Source organism: Marinactinospora rubrisoli (genome assembly GCF_042664915.1).
GTDB lineage: Bacteria > Actinomycetota > Actinomycetes > Streptosporangiales > Streptosporangiaceae > Marinitenerispora > Marinitenerispora rubrisoli.
On record NZ_JBHTBH010000001.1, the window covers coordinates 104,082 to 130,348 of the forward strand.

Annotated in this window: 21 protein-coding genes and 1 pseudogene; 7 read left to right on the top strand and 15 right to left on the bottom strand. The window is 73.5% G+C overall.

The window, feature by feature from the left end:
- Positions 1-433: 433 nt before the first annotated feature.
- Complete coding sequence (locus ACFQRF_RS00500; RefSeq protein ID WP_379867983.1) at positions 434-1,000, bottom strand: ATP-binding protein; 567 nt, start codon at positions 998-1,000, stop codon at positions 434-436.
- Positions 1,001-1,018: 18 nt separating this feature from the next.
- A complete protein-coding gene (locus ACFQRF_RS00505) occupies positions 1,019-1,366 on the bottom strand; it encodes an STAS domain-containing protein (protein ID WP_379867984.1) in 348 nt (115 codons plus the stop codon).
- 223 nt (positions 1,367-1,589) lie between these two features.
- Between ACFQRF_RS00505 and ACFQRF_RS00510 the strand changes: the two genes are divergently transcribed.
- Positions 1,590-3,887 carry a DEAD/DEAH box helicase gene (locus ACFQRF_RS00510; protein WP_379867985.1) on the top strand — a complete coding sequence of 766 codons (2,298 nt, stop codon included), beginning with the start codon at positions 1,590-1,592 and terminating at the stop codon, positions 3,885-3,887.
- 1,523 nt (positions 3,888-5,410) lie between these two features.
- Here the strand turns inward: ACFQRF_RS00510 and ACFQRF_RS00515 are convergent.
- From ACFQRF_RS00515 to ACFQRF_RS00555, 9 genes and pseudogenes are all read right to left on the bottom strand, one after another.
- The gene (locus ACFQRF_RS00515) at positions 5,411-6,046 is read right to left on the bottom strand and encodes a hypothetical protein (protein ID WP_379867986.1); all 636 of its coding nucleotides are present in this window, start codon (positions 6,044-6,046) and stop codon (positions 5,411-5,413) included.
- 69 nt (positions 6,047-6,115) lie between these two features.
- Positions 6,116-6,448, bottom strand: a pseudogene (locus tag ACFQRF_RS00520) (Rv3654c family TadE-like protein); the annotation flags it as partial.
- A 46-nt stretch (positions 6,449-6,494) separates the two neighbouring features.
- Complete coding sequence (locus ACFQRF_RS00525; RefSeq protein ID WP_379867987.1) at positions 6,495-6,833, bottom strand: TadE family type IV pilus minor pilin; 339 nt, start codon at positions 6,831-6,833, stop codon at positions 6,495-6,497.
- Positions 6,834-6,883: 50 nt separating this feature from the next.
- Positions 6,884-7,138 carry a DUF4244 domain-containing protein gene (locus tag ACFQRF_RS00530; protein WP_379867988.1) on the bottom strand — a complete coding sequence of 85 codons (255 nt, stop codon included), beginning with the start codon at positions 7,136-7,138 and terminating at the stop codon, positions 6,884-6,886.
- 406 nt (positions 7,139-7,544) lie between these two features.
- Positions 7,545-8,300, bottom strand: a complete 756-nt coding sequence (locus ACFQRF_RS00535; protein WP_379867989.1) for a type II secretion system F family protein — start codon at positions 8,298-8,300, stop codon at positions 7,545-7,547.
- Between the two features lie 885 nt (positions 8,301-9,185).
- Positions 9,186-9,950, bottom strand: coding sequence for a type II secretion system F family protein (locus ACFQRF_RS00540; RefSeq protein WP_379867990.1), 765 nt, complete (start codon positions 9,948-9,950; stop codon positions 9,186-9,188).
- Positions 9,947-11,170: a TadA family conjugal transfer-associated ATPase gene (locus tag ACFQRF_RS00545; RefSeq protein WP_379867991.1), complete on the bottom strand. Its 1,224-nt coding sequence runs from the start codon at positions 11,168-11,170 to the stop codon at positions 9,947-9,949. Before ACFQRF_RS00545 ends, ACFQRF_RS00540 begins: the two co-directional genes overlap by 4 nt.
- Positions 11,167-12,288 carry a septum site-determining protein Ssd gene (ssd, locus tag ACFQRF_RS00550; protein ID WP_379867992.1) on the bottom strand — a complete coding sequence of 374 codons (1,122 nt, stop codon included), beginning with the start codon at positions 12,286-12,288 and terminating at the stop codon, positions 11,167-11,169. The genes ACFQRF_RS00545 and ssd overlap by 4 nt, the downstream gene beginning before the upstream one ends.
- A gap of 1,148 nt (positions 12,289-13,436) precedes the next feature.
- Positions 13,437-14,246 (bottom strand): Fic family protein, encoded by an 810-nt coding sequence (locus ACFQRF_RS00555; RefSeq protein ID WP_379868973.1) that lies wholly within the window; start codon positions 14,244-14,246, stop codon positions 13,437-13,439.
- Positions 14,247-14,373: 127 nt separating this feature from the next.
- On the opposite strand from ACFQRF_RS00555, the gene acs reads away from it, so the two are divergent.
- The 6 genes from acs (at position 14,374) to ACFQRF_RS00585 (ending at position 22,631) form a co-directional block, all read left to right on the top strand.
- On the top strand, positions 14,374-16,362 hold the full coding sequence (acs, locus tag ACFQRF_RS00560; protein WP_379867993.1) for an acetate--CoA ligase: 1,989 nt from the start codon (positions 14,374-14,376) through the stop codon (positions 16,360-16,362).
- Between the two features lie 611 nt (positions 16,363-16,973).
- Positions 16,974-17,423 (top strand): phage holin family protein, encoded by a 450-nt coding sequence (locus ACFQRF_RS00565; RefSeq protein WP_379867994.1) that lies wholly within the window; start codon positions 16,974-16,976, stop codon positions 17,421-17,423.
- 31 nt (positions 17,424-17,454) lie between these two features.
- Positions 17,455-18,366 carry an alpha/beta fold hydrolase gene (locus ACFQRF_RS00570; protein WP_379867995.1) on the top strand — a complete coding sequence of 304 codons (912 nt, stop codon included), beginning with the start codon at positions 17,455-17,457 and terminating at the stop codon, positions 18,364-18,366.
- 39 nt (positions 18,367-18,405) lie between these two features.
- Complete coding sequence (locus ACFQRF_RS00575; protein ID WP_379867996.1) at positions 18,406-18,909, top strand: DUF309 domain-containing protein; 504 nt, start codon at positions 18,406-18,408, stop codon at positions 18,907-18,909.
- Between the two features lie 643 nt (positions 18,910-19,552).
- Positions 19,553-21,898: a sodium-translocating pyrophosphatase gene (locus tag ACFQRF_RS00580; RefSeq protein ID WP_379868974.1), complete on the top strand. Its 2,346-nt coding sequence runs from the start codon at positions 19,553-19,555 to the stop codon at positions 21,896-21,898.
- A gap of 241 nt (positions 21,899-22,139) precedes the next feature.
- Positions 22,140-22,631, top strand: a complete 492-nt coding sequence (locus ACFQRF_RS00585; RefSeq protein ID WP_379867997.1) for a SixA phosphatase family protein — start codon at positions 22,140-22,142, stop codon at positions 22,629-22,631.
- Between the two features lie 20 nt (positions 22,632-22,651).
- On the opposite strand, the gene serB is transcribed toward ACFQRF_RS00585, so the two are convergent.
- The 4 genes from serB to ACFQRF_RS00605 all read right to left on the bottom strand — a co-directional run bounded on the left by serB (position 22,652) and on the right by ACFQRF_RS00605 (position 26,232).
- Positions 22,652-23,878 (bottom strand): phosphoserine phosphatase SerB, encoded by a 1,227-nt coding sequence (gene serB / locus ACFQRF_RS00590; RefSeq protein WP_379867998.1) that lies wholly within the window; start codon positions 23,876-23,878, stop codon positions 22,652-22,654.
- A gap of 111 nt (positions 23,879-23,989) precedes the next feature.
- On the bottom strand, positions 23,990-24,625 hold the full coding sequence (locus ACFQRF_RS00595) for a DUF1707 SHOCT-like domain-containing protein (protein WP_379868976.1): 636 nt from the start codon (positions 24,623-24,625) through the stop codon (positions 23,990-23,992).
- A gap of 63 nt (positions 24,626-24,688) precedes the next feature.
- Positions 24,689-25,321, bottom strand: a complete 633-nt coding sequence (locus tag ACFQRF_RS00600) for a DUF1707 SHOCT-like domain-containing protein (protein WP_379867999.1) — start codon at positions 25,319-25,321, stop codon at positions 24,689-24,691.
- A 134-nt stretch (positions 25,322-25,455) separates the two neighbouring features.
- The gene (locus ACFQRF_RS00605; protein ID WP_379868000.1) at positions 25,456-26,232 is read right to left on the bottom strand and encodes a hypothetical protein; all 777 of its coding nucleotides are present in this window, start codon (positions 26,230-26,232) and stop codon (positions 25,456-25,458) included.
- Positions 26,233-26,267 lie beyond the last annotated feature (35 nt).

Consider the following 26,267-nt stretch of genomic DNA (forward strand, 5'->3'; position numbering starts at 1 on the left):
AGCCTTACGTAGGCGGGGGTGACCGGACAGGCGGCGTCGGCGAATGGCGGCCTCCGGGCCGGGGCCGCGGCTCAGGCGGAGCGGTGGCGGCCGGTGTGTTCGGCGCCGGGGCCGCCGGTGGTGCCGGTCCTCGGCCCCGGGTGGCGCCCGTGGCGTTGAGGTCGTCCCCGCCGGCGCGCGGCCACGGTGTGCGCGTGTGGGACGACCCGCTCGGCGCTCTCGCCTCGCACCCTTGAGGCGTCCCGCCGATCGCCGCCCACGCCCGCATACGTGCCGCACTCGCCGAGCAGCGGTACGGCGTCCGGCCGGCTCCGGAGCCGTGTGGTGCCGGGGCCGCCGCGCACGCGGAACGGGTGTGCCGGGCACGACGTCCGTGCCCGGCACACCCGTCATACCGCTGCCGGTCGATGGATCCCTTGTGCAAGGGCGGGGGTCACCTGGCGGTTCGGTCGCGCTCCGGCGCCGCGTCGCCTCTTCCCCTCAGTGGCCAGCTCATGCGGACCACGGTGCCGTCACCGTGCGGCTCGATGCTGACCTCGTCGGCCAGGCCGACGATCACGGCCAGGCCGACATCCGGCGAGAGCCCCGACACCCCGCCCGGAGGCGTGGCGATGCCGAGGTAGGCGCTGACCCCGCCCGGTACGTACGGGTCCAGCATGGGGTCGGGCGCGGACTCCTTCGCCGGTGCCCGGTCGGTGACGACGACCTCGAACCGGCCGCTGCCGCTGCCGTTGACCTGGGTCGGCACCGCGCTCTGCGGCCGGTCGGCCGAGCGCGCCCGGGGACCGGCGTCGTCGATGAGTTCGAGCTGGATCGGCTGGTCAGGGCAGTGCACGCGGTGCGCCTCCACCGCGCGCGAGCACGCCTCACCGACCGCCAGACGAACCTCGTCGAGGGCCTGTTCCGAGATGCCCGCCCGCCGGGCCACGGCCGTGGCCATGAGCCGGGCGGTGCGCACGTGCGCGGGCAGCGCGCTGATCGTCAGCTGGACGATTGCCATCGCTCGCTCGTTACGTAACTACTTCGACTTACGCTTCTCGATGGCTTCCTGCACCGAGTCGTAGATCCCGAACACCTTGGTCAGGCCGGTGATCCGGAAGATCTTGAGGATCCGCTCCTGGGTGCAGACGAGGTCGAGCGTGCCGTCGTGGGCGCGGACCCGCTTGAGGCCGCCGACGAGTACGCCGAGCCCGGTGGAGTCGAGGAACTCCACCTTCTCCATGTTGACGACGAGGTGGAAGTTGCCCTTGTTCACCAGGTCGATCAACAGCTCACGCAGCCGAGGCGCGGTATAGACATCGATCTCACCTTCAACGACGACGATCTCAGTGTCGTCTTCGCTGTAGTGATCAAGCTTCAGGTCCACTAGTCCTCCAGCGCCGAACCGCGAGTAAAAACCGCGAGTGATCTCTGCCGGGCGTTACCCCACAGGGCGGCATTCAACCACGCCCGGCCGTTGCATCTGTCTGCTACGCACAAGAAAACCACGCCACCGCGCGACTGTTCCCCGAGATGCCACACTGAAACCGGTAGCCAGGCGGCTGCCGGTCCGGGTCGGTGCCACCCGGGGTCCGCCGAGGGGGGTCGGGATGAGCCGGTGGGAGGCAACGCTTCAGCGGTTGTGGCGTGACCATACCCGCCCGTCCAGGCTGACACACGTGCATCGCGTGCCCGGTGGGCGCGGACTGACCGAAGACTGGCCAGGTTGGACATCACCCTCCCTGGTGGAACGCCTCGCCGAAGCGGGAGTCGCGGCGCCGTGGGCGCATCAGGTGGCCGCGGCCGAGCTCGCCCACGCCGGCAGCAATGTGATCATAGCCACCGGCACCGCCTCCGGGAAGTCGCTCGCCTTCCTGCTGCCGGCGGCCGCCGCGGTCGAGGGCGGCGGCACCGTGCTGTACCTGTCGCCCACCAAGGCGCTGGCCGCCGACCAGTTGCGCGCGCTGGAGGAATTGGCCCCGCCCGGGATGCGCGCCGCCGCCTACGACGGCGACACTCCCGGAGAGACGCGCGCGTGGGTACGCGCGCACGCCAACTACGTCCTCACCAACCCCGACATGCTGCACCGCGGGATCCTCGGCCGGCACGCCGCGTGGGCCGGGTTCCTGCGGCGGCTGCGCTATGTGGTCGTCGATGAGGCGCACCGGTACCGCGGCGTGTTCGGCTCGCACGTGGCCCAGATTCTGCGGCGGCTGCGGCGGGTCTGCGCGCGCTACCGGAGCGAGCCCACCTTCGTCCTGGCCTCGGCCACGGCCGCGGCGCCGGAAGAGACCGCGCGGCGGCTCACCGGCCTGCCGGTGCGGGCGGTGACCGACGACGCCGCGCCCCGGGCGGCGCTCAGCTTCGCGCTCGTGGAGCCCGAACTCACCGGGCAGGCCGGTGAGAGGGGCGCGCCGGTCCGGCGCACCGCCACCGCCGAGGCCGCGGACCTGATGGCGGAACTGGCGCGGGAAGGTGTGCGCACACTGGCGTTCGTCCGCTCGCGGCAGGGGGCGGAGGTGGTCGCGATCTCGGCGCAGCGGGCGCTGAGCGAGGCCAGGGAGCACGATCTCGCCCGGCGGGTGGCCGCCTACCGAGCGGGTTACCTCGCCGCCGACCGCCGCGGTCTGGAGGACGCGCTGCGCTCCGGTGAGCTGCTGGGGCTGGCGAGCACGAACGCCCTGGAACTGGGAGTGGACATCACCGGGCTCGACGCCGTGCTCCTGACCGGGTGGCCGGGAACGCTCGCCGCACTCTGGCAGCAGGCCGGGCGGGCCGGGCGGCGAGGAGAGGACGCGCTCGCCGTGTTCATCGCGCGCGACGACCCGCTGGACACCTATCTGGTGCACCACCCCGAGGCCGTGTTCGGCCGGCCGGTGGAGTCGACGGTGCTGGACCCGGACAACCCGTACGTGCTCGGACCGCACCTGTGCGCGGCGGCCGAGGAGATTCCGCTCACGGAGGGCGATCTGGAGGTGTTCGGCCCGGCCGCGGAGCCGGTCCTGGCCGACCTCGTCGACCGTGGCATGCTGCGGCGGCGGCCGCGCGGCTGGTTCTGGACCCGCCGCGACCGGGCGTGCGATCTCGCCGACATCCGTGGCGCGGGCGGGCCGCCGGTGCAGATCGTCGACGCGGAGAGCGGCCAGCTGCTCGGCACGGTCGACGAGGCGGCGGCGCACGGGGCGGTGCACGATGGCGCGGTGTACCTGCACCAGGGGCTGAGCTACGTGGTGGAGCGGCTGGACCTCGACGACGGGGTGGCACTGGTGCACGGCGCGAACCCCGAGTACAGCACGTGGGCGCGCGACGTCACGGAGATCGAGATCCTGTCCACGCTCCGGGAGCAGCGGTGGGGCGACACCGCGGTGTGCTTCGGCGACGTGCGGGTCGCCCGCCAGGTGGTGGGGTATCTGAAGCGGGACGTGCGGACCGGGTCGGTGCTGGGCGAGCAGCCGCTCGACCTGCCGGAGCGCACGTTGCGATCCCGGGCGGTGTGGTGGACGGTCTCCACGGAGGCGGAGCAGCGGCTGCGCGCCGAGGGCGTCGAATTGCGCGGCGCGGCGCACGCCGCCGAGCACGCGTCCATCGGCCTGCTTCCGCTGTTCGCCACCTGTGACCGGTGGGATATCGGGGGCGTCTCCACGGCGCTGCACGCCGACACGGGCCTGCTCACCGTCTTCGTGTACGACGGGCACGAGGGGGGCGCCGGGTTCGCCGAACGGGGGTTCGCCGCCGCGCGGGAATGGCTCACCGCCACCCGGGCGGCCATCGCCACGTGCGAGTGCACCGACGGGTGTCCCTCGTGCATCCAGTCGCCCAAGTGCGGAAACGGCAACGATCCGCTGAGCAAGTCCGGCGCGGTCCGGCTGCTCGACGAAGCTCTGGGACGTGCCGTGGCGGGGCGCTGACCGCGTTGGGCCGGCGGTGGATCGGCAGGCCGGCGGGCGCCGCGCCCGTCCGGTCCGCCGCCCGTGGACCGGACGGCGGAGGCCGGCGTCCGCGTCGAATTCCCGTGATCGCGCCGATGAGTGATGCAGCATTTCGTCGGGAACAGCCGTTCGGTCGCGGCGATCGAGGTCGGCCTCCCATCGCCGTGCGCGGATCCGGTGGTGCGGGAACGGCGGACCGCAAACCCGCGACGGCGTATCGGCCGGACCGTGGCACGGGAATCGTCGCACCGCCGAAACGCTACGGGTTCCGACCGCACGGCGTTCGGCGGAATATGCCGCATTGCGGCCGGGATGGCCTGACGCAACCGGCCGGTCGGCCGGCGGAATGCCGTGGTCGCAGCGGTATGTCGCCCAATTCGGCGATCTTGAAGTGCGTCGGCCGGGCGTCCGCTTTGTTTCCCCGATCGAGGGACGGCGAAATTCCGCACGGAATTTCTTGGTCGGTGTGATTAGACTTCGCGCGGTCCGGGAATAAACCTGCGGCCACGGCAGGAAGGTGCCGGTCGGCCATTCGACGCTTCGCAGGTGAGGGGAAACCCTCGGCCGTCGACGCGGACGATCTTCGCCGGTCACCATTTCGCAGATCCGGAGTTCCGGTATCGGCGGCCACCGTCGGCCTCCATCCGCCGATTTCCCGGGTCGACGGCGGCGATCCGTGATCGCGTCCGCGGGCCCGATTCGAGACCGGGTATCGGATGGAATGCCGTTTCGGTGGGCTCCTACCTGGTGATTCGTTATCCGTATGTCCGGCGCCATCGGCTCCCGTGCGGTCGTCGTCCGTGTCACACACCGCGTCGACCCCGCGAGAAGCGGCGCATTCTGAATCCGCCCTTCCGAGGTGCGGCCACACCTCCGAACGGCGTTACCACGGCCATTCCCCCCGAATGTTCGTGGCCACCACCTCTCCCTGCCGCGGGCCTGGTCGTTGCCGGTGTACGCGGTATTCGTGCCGTGGTTCGCGGCCCCCGAAAACGCGAATCCGCGGCCGGCGTCGTCGTCAGGTGATCCTGGCCGACAGTTCTCCAGGGGACGACGCCGCACGTCTGGTCGTGTCCGCGGAGGGGCGGGCGCGGCCCCTCCCTCAAGGAAACCGAAATGGATGGCGCGATCCCGTGTCCGAGTGGACCTGGTGGATGTCATGACTACATTCCTGATGGAAGGAGCTGCCCGAGGCAGCGTGAGCGAACAGCCACGTGTCGTTTCTGCGGTGACGTGATCACGGCTCGCCGATAGCGGGCCCACTGCCGCTGGCCGGGAGACCGGCCGGCGGCAGTGAATTCATTTCAGTTCTTCCCGGCGGCATTGTCGGGATCCATTTACGCCGCTCCGGCGATGGCGCTGTGCGCGAAGCCGGTTCCGAAGTAACCTCCGTCCCGGCCGGGGAATCCGCCGAACAGCGCATGACCGCCTGCCGATGCCGCGCGGTGCGGACGGCCCGCCGCGCTCTCCGCGCCCGGCCGTGGCCCTATGGACGCCCGCCATCACCGCCCCCGGACTCGGCGGCGCCCGCGGTATCTCGGCGGGAACCGCGGCCAGCCGATGGTGAGTCGCAGTGCCAGGGTGGCCGCCGCCAGCAGCGCCAGCAGCCAGGCTGAGACCGCCCACGCGAACCGGTGCCGGGCGGCCGGGCCGCCCGCCGGTGCGTATTCGTACCGCGCCTGCACCGGCTCGACGGCCGTGAACGGCGAGGGCTCGGCTCTGGGGCTGGAAGCGGGTGCCGTTCCCGCTGTGGATCCGCCGGACGACGGTCGGTCGCTCGTGGGAGTCACCGGCGTGGAGTCCGGCCGGCCACGGGCCTCGGTGGGAGCCCCGGGACCGGGCGCACGGGGCTCCGGGTCGGCGGGCGGTGCGGCGGAGGCCGGCCGTGGCGAGCCGGGGGCGGCGGCCGCGTTGCCCGGTGCGCCGGCCGGCCGCGGAACCTCGACCCGGGCGGAATCCCTGCCGACCACCAACCGGGTGCCGTCGACCGACCGCAGCTCCACGCCTTCGGCCTCGAACGACACCCGGCCGACGTCCGGCAGTGAGAAGGCGGAGCAGAACAGTGTCGCCCCGGCTGCCAGCCAGATGCGTGACGGCCCACGGCGACGGAGCGGTGGGCGTGCGGGTGGCGCTGTCATCGCGTTCTCCAACCTCGTACTGATGATGTCGGACAGCGGTGGGATGGCATCGGGCTCCGGCGCCGCGGCCTAGGGGCCGGGAACGTGGGCGGCCGGCCCCGCACGCGCGCGGGCGGCGGCGCCCCAGCCGGGCCGTCCGCCACCACGGCTCTCGACGCGAACCTCGACGACCAGCCCCGACAGCCGGCACTCCGTCAGGACGGCCCCGTTCGCCGCCGCCACGGTGCGTGCCGCGGCGCAGGCACGCTCCCCGCCGTGCACCGCCTGGCGGGCGCCCGCCAGCGCCGCGAGATCGGCGGCCCCCGCCGCACGATGCCGTTCGGCCCGAGCACCGCCCACGAGCACGACGGCGGCCGTGGCGAACCAGACCAGGACGCACAGCGCGAGAAGCCACACCATGCCGGCTCCCCGATCCGGCCGCCCGGGCTCGCGTACCGCCGCCCGGCCCTCACAGTGCCGCCGCGCCGGTCGGCTCCACCGGGGTCGCCGCCGTCCCCCGGACGGGGACGGAAACCGGCGCGCCGGGGACGAGGGGCACGGTGACCCGGACGGTGACCCGGGCGAACGCCCCGTCATCGGCGACCTCCACATCGGCCCCCGGCGGCGCGATCCCGGCGACGAGCCGCCGCACGGCGCCGGCATCGTCCCCGCGCGCGGCAGCACGGGCACCGGTCCGTGCCGCGTCGACACAGGCGACCTGGGCCGCCGCGGCTCCGACCGCCGCGAGCGCCACGCCCAGCAGCAGGCAGAGCCCGGGAAGCGCGACGGCGATCTCCGCGGTGACCATGCCGCGGTCCCTCCGGGAACGAATGGCGATCCACCGCACGGCACGGCGGCTCACCCCCCGACCTGGAGAGCGTTGGTCACCATGCCGGTGAGCGTGTCCCGGACCTGGGAACTGGTCAGGATGACGTACAGAACGGCAGCGAAAGCGCAGGCGGCTACCGTTCCGAGCGCATACTCGGCCGTGGACATGCCGTTTTCGCCACGCCCGCGGGCCGCCCGCCGGATGCGGTGGAGGCGTTCGGCGATCACGAGCGGGGCTCGGGACAAGAGGACACGGAATGAGCGGACACGGGACAAGGGGGACACAGCAGCCTCCTTCGTGACGCGGCCGGATCAGGGGCAAGGCGCCCGGCCTGCCCCTCCAGAGTGCTGATCCGCCGGCACGTGCGGAAAGCCGAATTTCTGGCTTGTGGATAACTCGCCGAGTTATCTACAAGCTGGTGTGAGTCGCGTCCACAATGCGATGAGATGTGAGGTGGCGCGCCGCAGGTTGTGCCGGACACGGCAATGCGTGCGCGGGCCCGCTGACCGGTCGCCCAAGGCCCTTCCTGAGACCGTGCGGCGTGGCGCCCCGGCCCGGGACGGTTGCTCAGCGTCCAGCTGACGTCTCGATCCGCTGGCACAGCCACCTGGGAACACTCGCGCGCGCCGGGCAGCACTGAGCGTCGCACCCGACGCCCCGCGGAAGCCGCCCGAGGCGCCGAACCGGGCATCAGGGCATCGCTGACCCATCGACGAGGCCGGCCGCCAGGGGAACGACGCCGATCAGCACGAAGGCCGGCAGGAAGCACAGCCCGAGTGGCAGCACCACGAGCACACCGGTGCGCTGGGATCGGGCGACGGCGTTCGCCCGGGCGGCACGGCGGCACTCGGCGGAGTGCCGATCCAGCAGACCGGCCACCGGCGCGCCGGTACGCGCCGCCCGTGCCAGGGCGCGCGCGAGCGATGCCAGCGCCGGCGGATCCCGGACGTCCCGCCAGGCTTCGGCGGCATCGGCGCCCAGCCGCAGCCGATCGGCGACCGCGGCCAGTTCGGCAGCGAGCGGTCCGCCCACCGCCGCCGCGACGGCGTCCAACGCGTCCGTCATGGTCGCGCCCGCCCGCAACGTCGCCGTCAGCAGATCCACCGCCACCGGCAGCGCCGCGGTGATCCGGCTCCGCCGACGCCGAACCACGGCGGTGTCGCCGCGCCGTAGCCGCCACCAGATGGCGATTCCGACGGCCGAACCGGCCAGGAGCCCGAGCACCGGCCCCAGCACTAGGCAGGCCGTCGCCACCGGCGCGGCCGCGACGAGGACGGCCGCACAAGGGCCGGCCCGCCACGGTCCGCGTCCGGACGCGGGCGCGGGCGCGGGGGACTCCAGCAACGCGGCGAGCCGGTACTCGGCGGGTGAGCGGCCGCCCCCGGCGAGCAGCCAACCGGCCACGGCGGCACAGACCACGGTGAGAGTCGCCGGCAGGCCGGTCATGACGTGCTCCCGCTGCCCGCACTTGCCGCGGCGGGCCACCCACCCGGCCCGGGGCGTGCGTCGCCTAGCGCAGTGGTGCAGGCCCCGAAGTCCCGGAGCGCGGTTCCGGGGACGGATCGCCGACCGGCGGACACGCTGAGCGGCGGTGCGGTCGGCGACGTGGTGGACCGTCGGCTGACGCGCGGCGAGTGCCGGGTTCCGGGGGCCGAGCGGTGGGGCGCGGTGCTGCGGATGTCGATGGACGTCGGCCCTGTGGCCCGGTGAGGCCTGGGCGGCACGGACCCCGGGCCGGTTCGGGCACCGCCTCGCGGGGAGCCGACCCGGCGTACGGTCGGCGGACGCTCCGGTCGGGGGAGCGGCCGACGGGCCGCATCGGTGCGGAACCCGGTCGAAATGGCCATCGCCGTCATCTCGCGTTCCTGGTGTTCGAATGGACCACGGCGGCACAACATGTGTCTCCTCCCGCTGCGCGGCCCCTGGTGCTGTTCGCCAGTGAACGAATCCCGATCAGGTCGGGGAAGGTCTCCGGGGCCGTCGTGGTGTGTCGATGAGTTGGGGGAGCGCCGCCCCACAGGTTCGGTTCGGGGGATCGCTCGGCAGGCGATTCAGCCTTCGCATCTGGTGATCGGGGGCGATGCACCGCTCCCTTGCCCGGGCGGTCGGACGCGACGTGCCGCGTGGATACTCGGGTCGCCGTCGGCGAGAACCCGGCCAAGAGCCGCGAATGCGAGCGCTCCCGGTTCGCATCGGCATCGGCGGATACCGAGCGCGGTGGACCGTTCCCCGGAGTGGCAGGGTGGCGGCCACGCCCCCTCCTCTCGTCGCTCGGTCTCGAGTCCCGAGCACGGTGTCGCGACGGTCCGGTGCTTCCGGCCGGTGCGGGGGTCACTCCGGCTCCAGGACGGCGTGCACCGCGCTTACCATGCGGTGCGTCCACCAGAGTCCGAGGAGATCGAGGGCCAGACCCCCGGCGAAGCAGGTCAGGCCGGCCGGTGTGGTGAGGAGGAAGACGAGTGGACGCCCGCCCAGGGCGGACGCCATGACGAGACCCACCGCCGGGAGGGCCGCCAGGACCAGCGCCGTGGTGCGCGGGCCGGCCAACTGGGCGGAGAGTTCCTGGCGGAGTGCGACGTCCTCGGCGAGCGCGTCGCCCAAGCGGGCGACGACGGCGGCAAGTCCGCTACCGGTGCCGGACGCCACCTGCCAGCATGCCGCCAGATGCCGGAGACCGGCCGCTCCGGGACGGCCGGCGGCGCGGCGGAGCTCCGGGCCGGGGTCGTCGCCCGCCTGCGCCGCCGCCACCGCGGGAGCCAGCTCGCCGGCCACCTCGGGCGGCAGCTCCGCCGCGGCGGCGGCCAGTGCGTCGCCCGGGGACCGTCCGGCGTGCAGTTCGGCCGCGAGCACCCGGCAGAGGTCGACCACGGCGGTCTTCCGGCGCGCTTCGCCCCCGCCCGCTCCGGCGAGGCGGTGCGCGAGCCGGTCCCGCACGGTGGGACCCGCCGGGCGGGCGGCCGCGGAGCGCAGCGCGCGCAGCCGTGCCTCCGCGTGGCCGGGCAGGCCGGCCAGGGCGGCCAGACCGGCGAGCCCGGCGAACAGGGCCGCTGCGGCGGCGGACGTGGCCTCCGCGAACGCGCCGGCCAGCGGCGTCATTCCGGCGGCCCCGAACCGGGATCGGCGGACCGCCACGCATCACCCACCCGGCCGGTCAGCTCGCCGGCCCCCTCGTGGGCGACGACCGAGCCATCGCCCGGGAAGCTCACGGCGGGTACCGCGCGAACCAGTCCCGACGAGCCGCGCCGCAGCACGCACACCTCGGCCACCCGGCGCGGGCCGCCGGGGTCGCGGACCACGTGGACGACGAGCGCTCGCGTGGCGGCGAGCTGGCTGTGCACCGCCTCGCGGCTGAGTCCCGCGGCGCACCCGAGCGCCTCGATCCGGGCGGGGACGTCGACCGCGGCATTGGCGTGCACCGTGCCGCAGCCTCCTTCGTGACCGGTGTTGAGGGCGGCCAGGAGATCGACGATCTCCGCGCCTCGGACCTCGCCCACCACGAGCCGGTCCGGGCGCATCCGCAGCGCCTGCCGCACCAGCTGGTGCAGCGTGACCCCGCCGCTGCCCTCGATGTTGGGCGGGCGGGCCTGCAGGCGCACCACGTGCGGATGGTCGGGGCGCAACTCAGCGGAGTCCTCGACCAGGAGAAGGCGCTCGCGCCGGTCGGCGAGTGAGAGCAGCGCCGACAGCAGCGTGGTCTTCCCGGTGCCGGTGCCGCCGCAGACCAGGAACGCCGCACGCGCGGTGAGCACGGCCCGCAGCAGCCGCGCCCCGGCGGCCGGCACGCTGCCGGCCGCGACGAGCTCGCCGAGCGAGAACACGTGTCGGCGTGGCAGCCGGAGGGACAAGCAGGTGCCCTCTGGCGCCACGGGCGCGAGCACGGCGTGCAGCCGCACGCCGCCGGGCAGGACGGCGTCCACCCATGGGGCGGCGTCATCGAGCCGGCGGCCGGCCTGTGCGGCCAGCCGCTGGGCGAGCCGCCGGACGGCTGCGTCGTCGCGGAAGCGCACGGATCGGGCCGGGTGCAGGCCGCGGCCGTCGTCGACCCACACGTCATCGGGGCCGTTGACGAGCACGTCGGTGACGGTGGGATCGGCCAGCAGCGGCTCCAGCGGGCCCGCGCCGGTGAGGTCGGCACGGAGCAGCCGGGCGATGGCGAGGACCTCCGAGTCGCCGAGGACGCCGCCCTCGGCCCGCAGGGCGGCGGCCACGCGGGCGGGTGTGGGACCGCCGCCCTCGCGCGCCAGCCGGGCGCGCACGGCGTCGAGCAGCTCGGGGTCGGAGACGGATCGTCCCGCGGTGGCGGACGGCGCGGTCACCGGCGGGCTCCCGCGGTGCCGCAGAGTTCGGCCACGAAGGCGCTGCCGAACGCGGCGAGCGGTGAGCCCGCCCGGCCGGCCGGCACGTCGCCTCGCTCCAAGGCGCGGGCCAGCCCCGGTTCGTCGATCAGTTCACCGGCCACTGGAAGGTCCAGCGTGGCGGCGACCACGTCGGCCGCCAGGCGGCCGCGCCCGCACCGCACCACGAGCCGTACGTCCGCCGCGTGCTCCCGGACCACCGGGACCAGCCGCGAGGCGGCGACGACCGCGTGTACGTCGGCGGGCAGCACGACCAGGGCGACCGTGCTGCGCCGGAGCGCCTCCTCAGCGGATGGGCCGAGCGCGCGGGGAAGATCCGCCACCACGAGCCCGGAACCTCGCGCCGCCGAGGCGAGCACCGCCCGCATGGCGGCGGCCGGGATGTCGGCCGCCGTTCCGTGCGACCAGGTGAGCAGGGTGAACCCGCGCACGCTGGGCAGCGCGCCGCGGAGCGCCTGCCAGCTCATGCGGCCGCGCCGGGCGAGGAACTCGGCCCACCGCGCGCCCTCGGCGTGCTCGTGTCCGAGCAGCAGGTCGAGTCCGCCGCCGAGCGGGTCGGCGTCGACCAGCAGCGTGCGGGCGCCGTGCCGTTGTCCGGCCAGGGCCAGCGCGATGGCGACCAGACTCGCCCCCGCGCCGCCGCGCCCGCCCACCACCGCGACGAGCGCGGCCCCCGAAGGCCCGCCATCGGCCGCCTCGGCGAGCAGGTCGACCAGCCGGGTCTCCGCCTCCGGAAGCGCGAGCACCTCGCGGGCCCCGACACGCAGCGCGCTCGGCCACAGCCGGTCCAGGTCTTCGGCCGTATCGTCGGGATGACCGGTGGCGGTGGCGGCCTCAACGACCACGACGTTGGGGTGGCGGTCGGGGTCCAGCCGGGCCAGCGCCGGAACCAGGTCGGCGCCGGCCACCACGAGCGGTGCCCGGTCCCAGTCCCGCCGCGCGTGCGCGGCGGCGTGTGCCACGGTGACCTCGACGTCGGCTGCGGCCGCCAGGCGCAGGAGGTCGTCGAGCAGCCGCGAATCGGCGGTGACGAGGAGCGGCCTCGCCGGTGCGGCCGGCGGCGCGTGGGTGGTGTCCATGCGAAGTGACCTTCCGACGGTGACGGCTGACCACTCCACCGTGACCGGATCGGCCGGTGCGGCGAAAGTTCGATCCACAGCCTGTGGACAGTGCTCCGTCGCCCGACGTCGTCGCCCCGGCGCACCGCAGGAGGGTGCTTGGGGAGCCGGCGGCACGGCGGACGGCAGCGGACCGGCCGCGAGCAGGTTCGGGGCGGGGGACGGTTCGGTGCGTGCGCATGCTGCCGGCGGGCGGGCTCGGTACCGCCGTGATCGCCGAGGTGCCGCCCCGCATGGTGGACGGCGGCCGGCACCCGGCCGCCCGGACCTTGCGGCAGGACCGGCCGGGGCGCGCAACCGGATCGGCGACTCCAACGCGGAATTCGCGGCCACCCGCGCCCGGCTGGACGCCATCATCGCCGCCGCCTCCAGCCGGACCACCGACCGCGGCACCGGCGGCCGGTCGCGTCCCCGGATTCCGGCACGCGCGCCGAGCCCGGACATGGGACGGCCCCCGCCGGGGGGAGAGCGGGGGCCGTCCTCCGGTCCGGCTCCGGGGGGGTAGAGCCGGCGCCGTTATCCAGAGAGGGTCGAGCCGGCGGAGCGTGCACACCGACCTCGCCGGACGGTCATGGGCCGCCGATGGCACCTCCGCGGCCTCGGGGGTGCCATCGTCCGGGATCCTGTGGTCGTCTCGGGTCACTCGGTGCCGGGCGTGCGCGGTGGGGGCCGGGGCGCAATTCCTCCGGGCCACGCGCTCGACACGCTCGCGCGCAAGTAACAAATCTAATACGCAACGTTACCACGGCGATTTGCGCTCTCGGCCGGTAAATGCTTGTTCCCAGGCTCTTTTCATCGCCGCTGATCGGGCGTAGAAAGGAAGTGTCGGTGGGGGTGATCCCCACCGGGATACGGCAGCCGGGTACCCACGCGTCACCACGCCGCGAGAGGCCCGTCCAGGCCAGGTGGCCCCTGGTCGGACTATGGAATTGTACGCCTGCTAGCCCGGTGCGACGTATCCGCGGCGGCGCCTTGGCCCGGACTCGCGTTCGGCGGGCGCCGTTCGCTGTCGGGACTGTGGTCCCTTCTCGGATTTCCGGCGCTATATCGGTATCGCCCCGCGGCCCCTGATCGGAGGAATGGGATTTGGGACGCGCCCGGCGGGCCGGTTATCCGCGGCGAAGCGCCTCGCAGGCCGCCAGGGATTCCCGCGCCCCTGCCGCCACGGCGTGCGAGCAGTGCACCACCCATCCGGTGACGCCCGCGGGCGTTCCCTCCGCGTATCCGCGTATCGCCGCGGCGTATCCGGTTCGCAGCTCCGCGTGGCCCAACTCGGTCGGGACCAGCGACTTCGGGTCGAGGCCGCGCTCCACCAGCGTCAGCCGTTCGGCGGCGCGCGCCACGACGCCGTCCCCCCATCCGAACGGGCGCAGCACCAGCAGTTCGCCGTGGACCAGGGCGCTCACCACCAGCGCCGGGACGGACGCGGGCGCGGCCAGCAGCCACGACAGGGCGTCGAGCCGGCGCGCGACCTCGGCCGCGCCGGGAGCGGGGCCGAGGCCGAACGGGTCCCCGGCGCTCTCCCCGTCCACGCGCGGGCGCCCCAGGCGGTCGGCGGGCACGGCGTCGGCCGCGGCGAGCACGTGCAGCCGTGCCAGCACCTGCCGGGGGGCGCCGCGCCACGTCGCGGCCAGGGTGCCGAGTTCGGCGGACACCCGCAGCGCTCCCCGCACCCGCGGGTCCGTGCCGGTGCCGCCGCGCATCTCCTCCAGGGAGACGTCGGCGCCCTCCAGCTGCGCCGACCCCCGGGCCCCGCGCAGCGCGGCCTCCATCGAGATGTCGGAGCTGTGCCGCCGCAGCACCCGGTGGCCGAGAAGCCGGTCGACGACCGCGCGGGTCTCCCGCACGACGGACTCGACGTCGGGGATCTCCGCGATCCGCCGCAGCGGATCCGCTGATACAGCATTCACGCTCCGCAGCCTATGCGCGAACGCCCGGCGGCCGGCGCCGGCGTTCCGGTTGTGACCCCCGCCACCCGGCTGATGAAGTGGCATGCACCACATGATTTATTGGGACTGGCACCCTCGAAGAGTAAGGAGCACCACAGTGGCTGAGACTCCCCCGGCGTCGGCGCAGGAGACCCAGCAGACGCTGTCCAATCTGCTTCAGGAGTCGCGGCGGTTCCCGCCGCCCGCCGAACTGGCCGCCAACGCCAACGTCGGCGCGGACGCCTACGCCGCCGCCGAGGCCGATCGGCTCGGCTTCTGGGCGGAGCAGGCCGGCCGGCTGCAGTGGGAACGCCAGTGGGACACGGTCCTGGACTGGCAGCCCCCGTTCGCCAAATGGTTCGTGGGCGGCAAGCTGAACGCGGCGGTCAACTGTGTCGACCGGCACGTCGAGGCCGGCCGCGGCGACAAGGTCGCCTACCACTGGGAGGGCGAGCCCGGCGACACCCGCACCATCACCTACGCCCAGCTCAAGGACCTGGTCTGCCAGGCGGCGAACGCGCTGGAGGAGCTCGGCGTCGCCAAGGGCGACCGCGTCGCCATCTACATGCCGATGATCCCGGAGACCGTGGTCGCCATGCTGGCGTGCGCGCGCATCGGCGCGCCGCACATGGTGGTGTTCGGCGGCTTCTCCGCCGACGCTCTCGGCAGCCGGATCGACGACAGCGACGCCAAGGTGGTGATCACCGCCGACGGCGGCTACCGGCGCGGCAAGCCGAGCAGCCTGAAGCCGGCGGTGGACGAGGCACTGCGCTCCCGGCCCGGTGTCCGCAACGTGCTCGTCGTGCGCCGTACCGGCCAGGACGTGGAGTGGACCGAGGGCCGCGACCTCTGGTGGCACGATGTCGTGGACCGCCAGAGCACCGAGCACGCGGCGCCCGCCCACGACGCCGAGGACCCGCTGTACATCATGTACACCAGCGGGACCACCGCGAAGCCCAAGGGCATTCTGCACACCACCGGCGGCTACCTCACCCAGACGTCCTACACGCACTGGGCGGTCTTCGACCTCAAGCCCGAGACGGACGTCTTCTGGACCGCAGCCGACATCGGCTGGGTCACCGGCCACTCCTACATCGTGTACGGGCCCCTCTCCAATGGCGCCACCTCCGTGATGTACGAGGGGACGCCGGACACCCCGCACCGCGGCCGGTTCTGGGAGATCGTGCAGAAGTACGGCGTGACCATCGCCTACATGGCCCCCACCGCGATCCGCACCTTCATGAAGTGGGGCGAGGACATCCCCGCCAAGTACGACCTGTCGAGCCTGCGGGTGCTCGGCTCGGTGGGCGAGCCGATCAACCCCGAGGCCTACATCTGGTACCGCAAGCACATCGGCGGTGACCGGGTCCCGGTGGTCGACACCTGGTGGCAGACGGAGACCGGCGCCATCATGGTCTCGCCGCTTCCGGGCGTGACCGAGGGCAAGCCGGGTGCCGCCATGCGCCCGCTGCCCGGGATCAGCGCCGACGTCGTCGACGACGAGGCCCGGTCGGTGCCGAACGGCGGCGGTGGCTTCATCGTCGTCCGCGAGCCGTGGCCGTCGATGCTGCGCGGCATCTGGGGCAACCCCCAGCGGTACGAGGAGACCTACTGGTCCCGGTTCGAGGGCCTGTACTTCCCCGGTGACGGCGCCAAGCGCGACGAGGACGGGGACATCTGGCTGCTGGGCCGGGTCGACGACGTCATGCTGGTCTCCGGCCACAACATCTCCACCACCGAGGTGGAGTCCGCCCTCGTCTCGCACGCGAAGGTGGCCGAGGCGGCCGTCGTGGGCGCCACCGACCCGGTCACCGGCCAGGCGATCGTGGCGTTCGTGATCCTGCGCGGCGAGGCCGGCGACGGCGGCGAGGCCCTGGTCAAGGAACTGCGCGACCATGTCGGCGCCTCTCTCGGGCCCATCGCCAAGCCCCGGCAGATCCTGGTCGTGCCCGAACTCCCCAAGACCCGGTCCGGGAAGATCATGCGCCGGCTGCTCCGTGACGTCGCGGAGAACCGTACCCTCGGCGACGTCTCCACCCTCACCGACGCCAAGTCCATCGAAACGCTGCGCGACGTGTTCCAGAACACCAGCGGCTCCGACGACTGACCACGAAGCGGCGAGCAGCCGAGCGTCCGGAACCGTCGGCGTCAACGGCCGTAGGCCCGACCGCGCCGGCGGTGGAGGGGAGTGAGGCGGGGAGCGCGACCGGGAGTGCCGAGCGGCGAGCCGCCGAGCGTCCGTAGCCGTCGACGCCTCACGCCGTAGGCCCCTCCGTGTCGGCGGTGGAGGGGAGCGAGGCGGGGAGCGCGACCGGGAGTGCCGAGCGGCGAGCCGCCGAGCGTCCGTAGCCGTCGGCGTCAACGGCCGTAGGCCCGACCGCGCCGGCGGTGGAGGGGAGCGAGGCGGGGAGCGCGACCGGGAATGCCGAGCGGCGAGCCGCCGAGCGTCCGGAGGCGTCGACACCCCCGGCGAAGCCCCTCCGTGTCGGCGGTGGGAGTGAGGCGGCGAGCGCGACCGGGAGTGCCGAGCGTCCGGAGACGTCCCCTCCCGTGGCGTCCGCACCGTTCGACGGTGCGGACGCCATCGCCGTGTGCGTGCCGACGCGCGGCGGCTCCCGGGCCGGAACGATCGCGCTACGCCCGCGGTGTGTGAGATGTCCGTGACGGGATATGTGCAAGACTTCGGAGGACGTTCTCCGAATGAAGGGAGCCACCTCGATGTCCGAGACCCGATCGGGTGGCCAAGCGCCGGTGGACGGCACCGACGACGACCGCTCGCTGGGCGAGCTCGTCTCCGATGTGAGCAGCGACCTCACCCGGTTGGTCCGCCTGGAGGTGGAGCTCGCCAAGCTGGAGGTGTCCCAGGAGGCGCGCAAGGTCGCCACGGGCACCGGACTCTTCGTCGGTGCGGCGCTGCTGGGTCACCTCGTGCTCATCCTCGCCTCGGTCACCGTCGCCTTCGGCCTGTACGCCCTCGGACTCCAGCTGTGGCTGGCGTTCCTGATCGTCACGGCCGGCTACATCCTGCTCGCCGCCGGGCTCGTGCTCGTGGGACAGCGGTACTTCAAGCGCTTGCAGGGCATGCCGCGCACGAGCGCCACGATGGCCTCCTCGATCGCCGCGCTGCGCCGGGAGCGTCCGGCCGCCCCCGGTCCGGCCGAATCCTGACGGCGGCCGTCGCGACGGAGCAGGAAACGGCATGCGTGACGAATCGGTCGTTCTGGTCGAGGGGCCGTGGACGCACCGTACGGTCAGCGCCGCCGGCACCCGGTTCCACCTTGCCGAGGCCGGTGACGGCCCGCTGGTGTTGCTGCTGCACGGATTCCCGCAGTTCTGGTGGGCCTGGCAGCACCAGCTCACGGCGCTCGCCGAGGCGGGCTACCGGGCGGTCGCCGTCGACCTGCGCGGCTACGGCGCGAGCGACAAGCCGCCGCGCGGGTACGACCTCGTCACCCTGGCCGCCGACGCCGCCGGGCTGATCCGGGCGCTGGGCGAGGGCGAGGCGATCGTGGTCGGCCACTCCACCGGCGGCATGCTCGGCTGGACGATGAGCCGGTACTACCCCAAGATGGTGCGGCGTCTCGCCGTCCTGTCGGCGCCGCACCCGCTGCGGTTGCGCGCGGGCATGCTCTCGCCGACCCAGGGATGGTCGAGCCGGTACTTCTTCGGGTACCAAGTGCCCGTGCTGCCCGAACGCCGGCTGCTCGCCGACGACGCCGCCCTGGTCGGCCGCATGCTGCGCGGCTGGTCGCGGCCGGGCTGGCCGGACCCCGGCACCGAGCGGCGGTTCCGCGACGCCTTCCAGATCCCGGGCGTGGCGCACTGCTCGCTGGAGTACCACCGCTGGCTGTTCCGGTCCCAGGTCCGTCCGGACGGGCAGCGTTACCTGGCGCGGATGCGCCGCCCAGCGACGGTCCCCACTCTGCAGATGCACGGCGCGGCCGATCCCTACCTGCTGCCGATCACCGCGCGCGGATCCGGCCGCTACGTCGACGCCCCCTACCGCTGGCGGCTGATCGAGGGCGCCGGCCACTTCCCGCACCTGGAGCGACCGGCCCGGGTGAACGCGCTGCTCACCGGCTGGCTCGCCGACACCGAACCCGACGCCTGACCGCCGGTCCACGAACCGGCCCGACCCCACGGACGCACGATGAGCCGATCCGACCGAGACCGCGACTCCACCGGCCGCGCCCAGAACCGGCGTCCCCGCGACCGCTACGGACGGCCGCTGCCGTACGGGGCGCCGGGTGTGCCGCGGATCCCCGACGACGCGGTGTTCACCCCGCGCGAGGGCCTGCGCGCGGCGCAGCGGCTGCTCGACGACGGGTACGCCTTCCACGCGCACGAGGTCCTGGAGGCGGTGTGGAAGGCCGCACCGGAGCCCGAGCGCGAACTGTGGCGCGGGCTGGCGCAGGTCGCCGTGGGGCTGACGCACGCGCAACGCGGCAACCTGACCGGGGCGGCCCGGCTGCTCCGCCGGGGCGCGGACCGGGTCGCCGGGTACGCAGGGGCCGAGGAGGCCACCCGGTACGGGGTGGACGCGCCCGGCGTGGCCGCGCACGCCCACGCCGTCGCGAACCGGATCGAGGCGGATCCTGAGGGCGCGGTCGACCCGGCGAAGTTGCGGCTGACCGGGCCTGAACCGGCCCGGTGACAGCGGTGCGGCACTCCGGCGCGGGCGCGCCGGAAGAGTGGCGTGCACCATAATCCGATCGATCCGGTGGCCGGGCGCCGCCGGTCCTGGTTTCCTGGTCGTGCGGTGACGCGCGCCCTTCGGCCGCGCCTTCTCGTCCCCGCGCTTCCGCGCCATCGCGCCCGCCCGACCCCCGCGATCCACGGCCTGCCGTGGGCGGAGGACGTCCCGGCCGCCCGCCGTGGCTTATGCGTTCTTTATCCTTAATGTGTGGGTAATATATGATTTGAGAAAAATATTAATCTCCTGGCGTTATACGGGGCGATGTCGTAATTCTCAGATCACTGTGAGATCACAGGTCCCCCGTGTTGCACGGAAAACCGGCCCCGCCCCCCGCTTTTCGGTGTGCCGGTGCGTAGAATCCCCGGCACGGCTTTGCCGCCGCCGTCGCGTCCGGCCGGACGAAACGGTGGTGGTAAACCGTTTACGTCGGTGGTGGCACCGCACGACCCTGCTCAGCGTGCCGTCGGGCTACCGGTCCGGGGCCGTCCCGGACGGCGGCGCGCCACAGCGTGGGTCACGCCGGGCCGCCCGTCGCTAGGAGGACGGTTTGTCTGGGCTCAACCTCGCCGCTGAAGGTGGCACGGCTCTGGCCCTCGACGGCATGAACCTCACGCTGGTCATCGTGGTCCTGGCGGTGGCGCTGCTCGCGCTCGCCGTGGCCGGAGGACTGGTCCGTGAGGTTCTGGCCGCAGGCCAGGGAACGGAGCGCATGCAGAACATCGCGCTCGCGGTTCAGGAGGGCGCGGCGGCGTATCTCAAACGCCAGTTCCGCACCTTGATCATTTTCGTCATCGCCATTCCTCTGCTGCTTCTGCTGCTTCCCGCGGATTCCGAAGCGGTGCGGATCGGCCGATCACTGTTCTTCGCACTCGGCGCCGTCTTTTCGGCGTTGACCGGATTCATCGGAATGTGGCTTGCCGTCCGCGGAAATGTCCGCGTCGCCGCGGCGGCGCGCGACGGCGGCGAGCACGCGGCCATGCGCATCGCGTTCCGCACCGGCGGAGTGGCCGGAATGTTCACCGTGGGCCTCGGCCTGCTGGGTGCCGCCGTCGTGGTGCTGCTGTACCGCGGCGACGCGCCCATCGTGCTGGAGGGCTTCGGATTCGGGGCGGCGCTGCTCGCCATGTTCATGCGTGTCGGTGGCGGCATCTTCACCAAGGCCGCCGACGTCGGCGCCGACCTGGTCGGCAAGGTGGAGCAGGGCATCCCGGAGGACGACCCACGCAACGCGGCCACCATCGCCGACAACGTGGGCGACAACGTCGGCGACTGCGCCGGTATGGCCGCGGACCTGTTCGAGTCCTACGCGGTGGTGCTCGTCGCCTCGCTCGTCCTGGGCCGGGTGGCCTTCGGCGTCGAGGGCCTGGTGTTCCCCCTGCTGGTGCCCATGATCGGCGTCATCACCGCGGTCATCGGCATCTTCGTGGTCGCGCCGCGCGCCCGCGACAAGAACGCCATGGCCGCCATCAACCGGGGCTTCTTCATCTCCGCGATCATCTCCGCCGTCCTCGTCGTCGGCACCGCGATCGCCTACCTGCCGAGCAGCTTCGCCGAGCTCAACGGGGTCGGCTCCGACATCGCCGCGCTCGATGGCAACCCGCAGCTCATCGCCATCGGAGCGGTCCTCATCGGGCTGGTGCTGGCGGCCGCCATCCAGTTGCTCACCGGCTACTTCACCGAGACCAACCGCCGCCCCGTCCGGGAGATCGGCGAGAGCTCGGAGACCGGAGCGGCCACCGTCATCCTCTCGGGCATCTCGGTGGGCCTGGAGTCGGCGGTGTACTCCGCGCTCCTCATCGCCGGCGCCGTCTACGGCGCCTTCCTGCTGGGCGCCGGCAATATCACCATCAGCCTGTTCGCGGTGGCGCTCGCCGGCACCGGGCTGCTGACCACGGTCGGCGTCATCGTCGCCATGGACACGTTCGGGCCGGTCTCGGACAACGCCCAGGGCATCGCGGAGATGTCCGGCGACGTCGAGGGCGCCGGGGCGGACGTGCTGACCAGTCTGGACGCGGTCGGCAACACCACCAAGGCGATCACCAAGGGCATCGCCATCGCCACCGCCGTGCTCGCCGCCACCGCGCTGTTCGGAGCCTTCCGGACCTCGGTGGAGGGCGCGCTCGGTACGGCCGCCGACACCTTCAGCCTCTCGATCGACCAGCCCAACGTGCTGGTCGGCGTGATCATCGGCGCCGCGGTGGTCTTCCTGTTCTCCGGTCTGGCCGTCATGGCGGTGGGCCGCGCCGCCGGACGGGTGGTGCAGGAGGTCCGCGACCAGTTCCGCACCCGGCCCGGGATCATGGACGGCACCGAGAAGCCCGAGTACGGGCGGGTGGTCGACATCTGCACCCGGGACTCGTTGCGGGAACTCATCACCCCGGGCCTGCTGGCGGTGCTCACCCCGATCGCGGTCGGCTTCGCCCTCGGCTACGCCTCCCTGGGGGCGTTCCTCGGCGGCGCCATCGCGGCCGGCGCGCTCATGGCGGTGTTCCTCGCCAACTCCGGTGGCGCGTGGGACAACGCCAAGAAGCTGGTCGAGGACGGCCACCACGGAGGCAAGGGCTCCGAGGCGCACGCCGCGACCGTCATCGGCGACACCGTCGGCGATCCGTTCAAGGACACGGCCGGTCCGGCGATCAACCCGCTGCTGAAGGTCATGAACCTGGTCGCGCTCATCATCGCGCCGAGCGTGGTGCTGTACGCGGGCGAGACGTGGCTGCGCGTGGGCGTCACGGCGATCGCGGTGCTCCTCATCGTGGGCGCCATCGTGTGGTCCAAGCGCCGCTCCGGCGGGGAGACGCCGTCCGCCGCGGCTCCCGCGAGCGTCGGGGCGACGCCGCAGGAGCCGGCCGTGGCGGCACCGGAGGCCCAGGCCGACCCGGCCGCCGCCGAGAGCGTCAGCGCCAACGGCAGCAAGGCACCGCCGTCCACGGGCGGAAACGGGTAACCGTCGCGAGTCGGCCCGGGGCCTGCCGGTCCGCGCACGCGCGCGGACCGGCAGGCGGTCCGTCCCCGGCCGGCGGCGGCACCGGATCGCCGGGCGCTGCCTGGCCCGGTGCCGCCGCCGGCCGGTTCCGTTCACGTGGCAGACTGACAGGCATGTCCGGTACGAAACAGTTGCTGCTCTCCCTCGCCGCCATGGCCGCACTCGTCGCGGTCTTCGCGGTCGTCGCAACGGTGCTCTCGCCGTGAGCGGGCGGCTGGTCATCCTCCGGCACGCCGACGCGGAGCACACCGGAGGCACGGCGGACATCGACCGCGAGCTAACCGGCACCGGGCGCGCGCGGGCGGCTGCCGCCGGGGAGCTGCTGGTGCGCGAGGGCGTGCGGCCGGACCACGTCATCTGCTCGCCGGCCCGGCGCACCCGCCAGACGCTCGACCTCGTGGCCGAGCGGCTGCCCGCCCGGCCCACCGTCGAGTACGAGCCGGCGGCCTACACCGCCGATCCGGACCAGATGCTCGAACTCATCAGCAGGGTCGACCCCGACGTCCGCACGCTGCTCGTCGTCGGCCACAACCCGACGATGGCGCAGCTCGCGCTCGCGTTCACCGACTCGGCCGCCGCGGTCTCCTTCCCGCCGGCCAGCATCGCGGTGGTCGACCTGGAGGTCGGCTGGCTGTACGCGGCGCCGGGCACCGGCACGGGGCGGATCCTGCCCAGACCCACGATCGAGGAGTAGCGGCCGGGCGGCCGCCCGCATCACCCGGCCGACGCGTCGCCCTCGTCGGCCGCCTCGACCTCCTCGCGGGAGATGCCCAGCAGGAACACGATGGCGTCCAGGTAGGGCACGCTCACCGAGGTGTCGGCCTGTTCACGCACCACCGGCTTGGCGTTGAACGCCACACCGAGCCCCGCGGCCCGCAGCATGTCGAGGTCGTTCGCCCCGTCGCCGATGGCCACCGTCTGGCTGAGCGGCACTCCGGCGTCCGCCGCGAACCGGCGCAGGGCGTCGGCCTTCCCGCCCCGGTCGATCACCGGCCCGATCAGGCCGCCGGTGAGCTTGCCGTCCGCGATCTCCAGGGTGTTGGCGGCCGAGTAGTCGAAGCCGAGCCGTTCCACCAGCGCGTCGGTGACCTGGGTGAACCCGCCGCTGACGATGGCGCACTCGTACCCGAGCCGCTTCAGGGTCCGCACCAGGGTACGCGCTCCGGGGGTGAGTTCCAGGCGCTCGCGGACCGCGTCCAGCGCGCCGGCGTCCAGCCCCTTGAGCAGCGCCACCCGGCGCCGCAGCGACTCCTCGAAGTCCAGTTCGCCGCGCATGGCCTCCGCGGTGACCCGCGCGACCTCCTCGGCGCACCCGGCGTACTCCGCGAGCAGTTCGATGACCTCACCCTGGATCAGGGTGGAGTCGACGTCCATCACCACGAGATGCTTGGCCCTGCGGTGCAGCCCGGCCGGCTGCACCGCGACGTCGATCTCCTGGGTCGCCGCCTCCATGGCGAGGTCGGCGCGCAGCCGGTCGGAGTCGGCCCCGGAGACCACCAGCTCGATCGAGGTGACCGGGTAGCTCGCCAGCCGTTCGATGCGGTCGATGTTGGCGCCCGCCCGGGCCACGCAGGAGGTGATGGCGCCGAGCGCGCCCGGGCGCAGCGGGTTCGCCAGGATGGTGACGTGCAGCCGGTCCGGCGCCGCCGCACCGACGCGCCCGCCACCGGGGGCGAACTCCACGTCCATGTCGAGGTTCACGGCGGTCTTCTCGACCGCGCCGCGGACCTCCTCGAACACTCGCTCGCGGTTGACCCCCGGCGCGACGCGCTCGTCGACCGCCAGCAGCGCGCCGAGCACGAGGCGCCCGCCGATCACGACCTGTTCGAGGTCGGAGATGGTGACGGGGTACACGGACAGAGTGCTGAGCAGCCGGGCGCTGACGCCGGGCCGGTCGCGTCCGGTCACGGTGACCAGGAGAGTGGAAGGCACGTGAGTCATGACGTGGTCCAAGTTACTCGGGCACCTCCCACCGACTCGGCAGCAGGTGGTGGATAACGCCTGATGTTCACCTGCCGGTCATCGACCGCGCCGTTCCGGACGACGATGGCGTCAGCCCTGGTCGGACCGCTTTTTCTTCTTCGCCGCCTTGGCCTTGACCTCGATGCCGCCGAACAGGCAGGCGCCGGTGAGCCGGATGGTCGGCGCGTTCGGGTCGGTCACCGCGTCGGTTCCGCGGGTGCTCGTACCGCCGAAGATCGCCGTTGTGCCGTTGATCACCCGCACCCCGTGCGGGACGGTCATCTCCAGCCCGCCGAATAGGACCGCGCACTGCACGATGATCTCGCGCTGCGTCAGCACCGCCTCGCGGAAGTCCAGCGCGACCCCGCCGAAGAGAACGGAGACGTTGGTGCGCGGTTCCACCAGCCAACGGCCGCCACGGTCGGCGCCGCCGAACACGGCGACGATGTTCTCACGCCCCTGGCTGCCCGCCGCGAGCCGCCGGGCCTCGTCGGAGGCGACGGTCATGCCCGCGGTCCGGTTCGCGGTATCCGTGCCCTGCGGGCCGGGAGCGGGCAGGTCACTGGTGATGGGGACGAGGTCGCCGAGGGTCTTCGCGCGGTAGACCGCGTCCAGCCGCTCCTCGTGCTCCTGCGGTGTGAGCCGGCCTTCGGCCAGCGCCTCGCGGAGCCGGTCCGTCACACGATCGCGGTCCGCGTCGGAGGCGCGGACGTGGTCGGGCTCCATGGGCACCGTTCCTCCTTCTGGTCGCGACGGCCGCCGGACGGTGGCCGTCCCGCGGCGGTCAGACTACTGTTCCGCGCTCCCGACGGCGCGGGTCCGCACCTCGATCCCGCTGAGGAAACACAGGCCGGTGAGGACGACCGTCGGCGCGTCCGGCGCGGCGGGCGGGTCGAAGCCGCCGGCGTCGCCGTTCACTCCGCCGAGAATCGCCGACGTCCGGTTCACCACCCGCACACCCGGGGGCACGACGACCGTCAGGCCGCCGAACAGCAGGGCGCACTGCAGCACGACCTCGCGCTGCGACAGGATCGCCTCGCGCAGGTCCAGGTGGACGCCGCCCAGCGCCGCGGAGACGTTGGTGCGCGGCTCGACCACCCAGCGGGAGCGGCGCTCGGCGCTGCCGAGGACCGCGACGATGTTGGCGCTTCCCTTCCCCGGGGCGAGCGGCGGCGCGCCGGACACCGGCTCGGCGGCGGTCTCGGCAGCGGCCGGCGTGGGATCGGGCAGGTCGCGGGTCAGCGGTTCGAGCTCGCCCAGGGTCTTCGCGGTGTAGACCGCGTCCAGTCGCTCCGAGTGCTCGTCGTGGGTCAGCCGGCCGTCGGTCAGTGCGTCGGCGAGTCGCTGGGCGACGTGATCGCGGTCGGCGTCAGAGGCCCGTACGTGGTCGGGCGGTCGGGTGCGCGCGGGATCATCGGTCATGGCCACGAGTATCGGCCGGTACCGGACGGTCCGTTATCCGGAACCGACCCTGGGGTTTCCCTGATTCCGGCCCGGGACGGACGGCACCGCCCGGCCTCGGTGCTCCGTGGGCGGGCGAAGAGAGCGCCGCGCCCTCAGCCGGGTACGACCGCCGTGTAGGCGGCGATCCGGGCGCGCCGGACCGCCCGGTCCAGCAGCCCCAGCGCCGTGCGGCGCGCCTCCATCTGGCTCGCGCTGAGCCCGCGGCCTCCGGAGACGTCGGCCAGCCGGACCACCACCGCGAGCCGGTCGGCGAGCGCCGCCAGCCGGTGCGCGCGCTGCGGGAACCCCGGAGCCAGACCGTCGGTGGGCGCACGGTCCGCGTCCCTGAGGTCGGCCAGGGCTTGGGCGACCTCAGGCCCCCAAGGGGCGATGTCGTCGACCCGGCCGAACAGCGCGGTGCACTCCCGGACGGCCAGGTTCAGCCGGTACTCGGCCTCCGCCAGCTGGATGTACTCGGGCGTGGTGTCGGCGGCGGGGTAAGGCGTCCAGCACACTCCCACGTAGGATGAGCCACGCCGGTCCTCCCGGGGGACCAACCCCAGCTGCCGGTCCGCCACCCGCACCAGCACCGCCTCACGAGCCTCGATCGCCGCCATGTTGAGTTCCGCCGTCCCCACGAGCCCCAATGGATCGCCCGGGACCGGCAGGCACAGCCGGAAGGCGGTCAGGCCCGCGGCGCGCAGTTCGGCGAGCGCCGCGCGCAACGGGGCGCCCGGCTCGAACGGAAGGCCGGCGCCGGCCGGGGCGTCGACGACGTGGGGGCCGGTACGCCGTTCCACCGCGTCGACGGCGTCGTCCAGCCCGGCCTGGCCGGACAGCCATGCGTTGCCCCACGCGACCAGCGGCGCGGATGACAGTTCTCGAAGCATCGATTCAGCGTAGATCGACCACCAGACCAGTGGGT

What these genes read in the sequence shown, in the direction of transcription:
- ACFQRF_RS00535 (WP_379867989.1), bottom strand. Translation starts at nt 8,300, where the DNA reads ATGACCGGCCTGCCGGCGACTCTCACCGTGGTCTGTGCCGCCGTGGCC.
- ACFQRF_RS00570 (WP_379867995.1), top strand. Translation starts at nt 17,455, where the DNA reads ATGCGTGACGAATCGGTCGTTCTGGTCGAGGGGCCGTGGACGCACCGT.
- ACFQRF_RS00605 (WP_379868000.1), bottom strand. Translation starts at nt 26,232, where the DNA reads ATGCTTCGAGAACTGTCATCCGCGCCGCTGGTCGCGTGGGGCAACGCA.
- ACFQRF_RS00515 (WP_379867986.1), bottom strand. Translation starts at nt 6,046, where the DNA reads ATGACAGCGCCACCCGCACGCCCACCGCTCCGTCGCCGTGGGCCGTCA.
- serB (WP_379867998.1), bottom strand. Translation starts at nt 23,878, where the DNA reads ATGACTCACGTGCCTTCCACTCTCCTGGTCACCGTGACCGGACGCGAC.
- ACFQRF_RS00500 (WP_379867983.1), bottom strand. Translation starts at nt 1,000, where the DNA reads ATGGCAATCGTCCAGCTGACGATCAGCGCGCTGCCCGCGCACGTGCGC.
- ACFQRF_RS00600 (WP_379867999.1), bottom strand. Translation starts at nt 25,321, where the DNA reads ATGACCGATGATCCCGCGCGCACCCGACCGCCCGACCACGTACGGGCC.
- ACFQRF_RS00580 (WP_379868974.1), top strand. Translation starts at nt 19,553, where the DNA reads ATGAACCTCACGCTGGTCATCGTGGTCCTGGCGGTGGCGCTGCTCGCG.
- ACFQRF_RS00510 (WP_379867985.1), top strand. Translation starts at nt 1,590, where the DNA reads ATGAGCCGGTGGGAGGCAACGCTTCAGCGGTTGTGGCGTGACCATACC.
- ACFQRF_RS00565 (WP_379867994.1), top strand. Translation starts at nt 16,974, where the DNA reads ATGTCCGAGACCCGATCGGGTGGCCAAGCGCCGGTGGACGGCACCGAC.
- ACFQRF_RS00595 (WP_379868976.1), bottom strand. Translation starts at nt 24,625, where the DNA reads ATGGAGCCCGACCACGTCCGCGCCTCCGACGCGGACCGCGATCGTGTG.
- ACFQRF_RS00525 (WP_379867987.1), bottom strand. Translation starts at nt 6,833, where the DNA reads ATGGTCACCGCGGAGATCGCCGTCGCGCTTCCCGGGCTCTGCCTGCTG.
- ACFQRF_RS00575 (WP_379867996.1), top strand. Translation starts at nt 18,406, where the DNA reads ATGAGCCGATCCGACCGAGACCGCGACTCCACCGGCCGCGCCCAGAAC.
- ACFQRF_RS00540 (WP_379867990.1), bottom strand. Translation starts at nt 9,950, where the DNA reads ATGACGCCGCTGGCCGGCGCGTTCGCGGAGGCCACGTCCGCCGCCGCA.
- ssd (WP_379867992.1), bottom strand. Translation starts at nt 12,288, where the DNA reads ATGGACACCACCCACGCGCCGCCGGCCGCACCGGCGAGGCCGCTCCTC.